General features: G+C 34.5%; 4 protein-coding genes and 1 pseudogene. All 5 read right to left on the bottom strand.

Annotated elements, in window-relative coordinates:
- Positions 1-48: 48 nt before the first annotated feature.
- Entirely contained in the window at positions 49-561 is a 513-nt protein-coding gene (locus tag AC061C_RS15385; protein WP_417944214.1) for an NADH-quinone oxidoreductase subunit J family protein, read from the bottom strand.
- On the bottom strand, positions 561-1,106 hold the full coding sequence (locus AC061C_RS15380; protein WP_417979585.1) for a NuoI/complex I 23 kDa subunit family protein: 546 nt from the start codon (positions 1,104-1,106) through the stop codon (positions 561-563). The genes AC061C_RS15385 and AC061C_RS15380 overlap by 1 nt, the downstream gene beginning before the upstream one ends.
- A 113-nt stretch (positions 1,107-1,219) precedes the next feature.
- Positions 1,220-2,272, bottom strand: a complete 1,053-nt coding sequence (gene nuoH, locus AC061C_RS15375; protein WP_309758196.1) for an NADH-quinone oxidoreductase subunit NuoH — start codon at positions 2,270-2,272, stop codon at positions 1,220-1,222.
- Positions 2,265-3,314, bottom strand: coding sequence for an NADH-quinone oxidoreductase subunit G (locus AC061C_RS15370; RefSeq protein ID WP_478291899.1), 1,050 nt, complete (start codon positions 3,312-3,314; stop codon positions 2,265-2,267). Before AC061C_RS15370 ends, nuoH begins: the two co-directional genes overlap by 8 nt.
- 56 nt (positions 3,315-3,370) lie before the next feature.
- Positions 3,371-3,670: pseudogene (locus tag AC061C_RS15365) on the bottom strand (four helix bundle protein).
- Positions 3,671-3,762: the final 92 nt, after the last annotated feature.

Below are 3,762 nucleotides of genomic sequence, written 5' to 3'. Positions count from 1 at the left end.
AGGAATATGTAATTTTCTATACCAATCTGGTTTAAAATATTGTTCATCTTATTTTTGCAATTTTTCTTTTTTAGACAATAATACCGTTCCAATCATAGCCACTAAAAGTAGTATAGAGGCAAACTCAAATGGAACCATGTATTCATTCAGTAGTATTTTACCCAATACTTTGATCGATTGATAATCTTCACCAGTTGTAACATATTCTCCCACAATTGGTTTTGAATTTATAAAAATCAAAATAAGAACAATACAGATCAAACAAAAGGAAACAATAGCACCTAATCGGGTGATTCTTGGACGGTGAACTTCTTTTTGTTCATTTAAATTCATCAACATGATGGTGAACAAGAACAAAATCATAATCGCTCCAGAATATACGATTATATGAACAATTGCTAAGAATTGTGAATTCAACAACAAGTAATGACCTGCAATCGAAAAAAAACAAATCACTAAATAAATAGCACTGTGAATAGGGTTTCTACTAAAAATAGTTAAAAAAGCGGTTGCTAAAGTGACAGCAGCCAATACACAAAAAATTATAAGTACTGTAGACATTAGTTAGCGTTTTTAAGTTGAGCATTTTGCATTGCTATATCTAAAGGCATGACTAATTTATCTTTACCAAAGATAAAATCTTCTCTTTCATAGCTGGAAGGAACCAAAACTTTAGACGTGGTCAGGTAAATAGCATCCTTCGGACAAGCCTCTTCACACAAACCACAAAAAATACACCGCAACATATTGATTTCATATATCGACGCATATTTTTCCTCTCTGTACAAATGTTTTTCATCTGCTTTGCGTTCTTCAGCCTTCATCGTAATCGCTTCTGCAGGACATGATAACGCACACAAACCACAAGCCGTACAATTTTCTCGACCTTGTTCATCCCGTTTCAACATATGCTGACCGCGATACACCGGACTCATCTCTCGCACTTGCTCCGGATATTGAATCGTTACTTTTCTAGTAAACAAATGCTGAATCGTAATTATCAATCCTTTGACGATCGCAACAAGATACATTCTTTCCCAAAAAGTCATCTCTTTGTTAGAGACTACCTTTTTTCTTCCTGATAAGGATATACTTTCTATTGACATTTTATATTTTTATTTGAAGCTTCATCCTGCTATTCGTTTCAATCTTTATTGTTTTAAAAAAAAACAATAAAGGATTTCCACTGCTATCAGGGCTAGGGCTTTTTCGGTATAAATTAAAATCCTAAATATGTAGCAATTTCTGCTCTCAAAATTACAATTCCTGTGATGATGATATTAATGATCGCCAATGGAATCAAGATCCTCCAACCCAAATGCATCAATTGATCGTATCTAAATCTTGGAATAGTCCAACGAACCCACATATAGAAAAATATGAACCCACACAATTTGATAAATAAAGCACCAAATCCTAAAAGGTTACCAATATTAACTCCCCAATTTTCAACAACCCAACTCATTCCAGGATAATTATAACCTCCAAAGAATAAAATAGCTAAAATCGTAGAGGAAATAAACATATTTGCATATTCAGCAAATAAATAGAATCCCATTTTCATTGATGAATATTCGGTGTGATATCCTCCAATAAGTTCTGTTTCACATTCCGCTAAGTCAAAAGGAGTTCTGTTTGATTCTGCAAAAGCACAAATCAAAAAGATTATAAAAGATAACGGTTGGTAAAACACATTCCAATTCATTCCTGCTTGCTGTTCAGAGATCTCTCTTAAACTCAATGTTCCGGTCATCATCAATAATGCAATTATGGACAATCCCATTGCAATTTCATACGATACCATTTGAGAAGCTGCACGAACGGCACCAATCAACGAAAATTTATTGTTCGAGGCCCAACCACCAATCATAATTCCGTAAACACCCACTGAAACAACTCCAAAAAAGTATAACAATCCAATATTTAAATCCGTAGCCTGTAACAAAATATCTCTTCCAAATAAATGCAACCGGTCTCCCCAAGGAATTACGGCACTCGTCATTAAAGCGGTACTCATAGCAATGGCTGGACCTACAAAAAACAAAAATCGATTTGGCGTGTTAGGCTCAAATTCTTCTTTAGAAAATAATTTTAAACCATCGGCAAGCGGTTGAAACAATCCGAAAGGACCAGCTCTATTTGGTCCAACACGATCTTGAAGCCAAGCGGCAACTTTTCGCTCTGCCCATGTTGAATACATGGCCATCAACATTGTTAGCGCAAAAACTGCAACAATAATGACACTTTTTTCTATGATAATAGTACTATCCATTATTGCCCAAAGTTTTTTGATTCGTAATATCTTCTTCAGTCAATGGAATTTCGACCATGCTTATTTTCTTACGATCGGATTCTCTACCTAAAAGAATATTTTCTTCGGTAGCAATTTCCACTTTCTGTAATTTTCTATTGTATTTATTTTGGTTGATAACCGAATCTTTTTCGAATGCTCTTGGTCCTTCAATAGTCCAATCAGCAATGTCTTTATGGTCAAAACGACAACCATTACAAATAAACTCATCTACTTCATGGTACTCATCTTTTCTCCCGGTAACGCGCTGAATTTCGTCACCAAACATCCAAACGGTAGTTATTCCAGAACAAGTTGTGCAATTTCTGTGTGCATTGTAAGGCTTGCTGAACCATACTCTAGATTTAAATCTAAATGTCTTATCAGTTAAAGCTCCTACCGGACACACATCAATCATATTTCCAGAAAACTCATTATCAACTGCTTTTGAGATACAAGTAGATATATTAGAATGATCCCCTCTATCCATTACTCCGTGAACACGATCATCAGTCAATTGATCTGCAACCATCACACAACGGTAACAAAGAATACAACGGTTCATGTGCAATTGAATATTTGGACCAATATTTTCTGGTTCAAAAGTTCTTTTTTCTTCTATAAAACGAGTTTCTGATTTCCCGTGCTCAAAGCTTAAATTTTGCAAATCGCATTCTCCTGCCTGATCACAAACCGGACAATCTAATGGGTGATTGATCAATAAAAACTCTGTTACTGATTTTCTGGCTTCTTGTACACGTGGAGATGATTTACTATTCACTTCCATTCCGTCCATACAACCGGTTACACAAGATGCCATTAATTTAGGCATTGGTCTTGGGTCAGCTTCACTTCCTTTTGCAACTTCCACTAAACAACAACGGCATTTCCCACCGCTACCTTTTAGTTTAGAATAATAGCACATCGCTGGCGGAACTACTTCTCCACCTATCATACGTGCTGCCTGCAGGATTGTTGTTCCTGGTTCTACTTCTATGCTTTGACCGTCTATGGTTACTTTCATGTTTAAAGTCTTAACGTCTTAATGTCAAATGTCTTAATGTCGAATACATTTCGACTTCACTTCTTTTGACTGTCATTTAAATATTTTATAAATCCACTTATTAATTTTGAAATATCTGAAACATTCTCAAATAATTCGTCAAATTCTATTTTTGTAATATAATTTAAATCCAATGCTAAATACAATTGTGATCTTACTTCTGCAGAAGATGCTTTAGCAACTTACAAAAAATATATAAATTCTTTATCCGTGTTTCTTTCAAATCCTTCTGCAATATTTGATGAAATTGAAATTGATGCACTTCTAATTTGTCTAACTAAATCAAAATCTTTTTTAAATTCTTCACCATTGGTTATTTCATAACCCGTTTGTTGAAAATCCTTGATTTTTTCAAAGAATTAATTTCTTCAAATGAATTAAACCTTCCCATTTCCGTTACGACTTTAAG

Source organism: Flavobacterium sp. GNP010 (genome assembly GCF_056428945.1).
The sequence above is the reverse complement of the archived record's forward strand: the minus strand, read 5'-3'. Positions and strand labels throughout refer to the sequence as shown.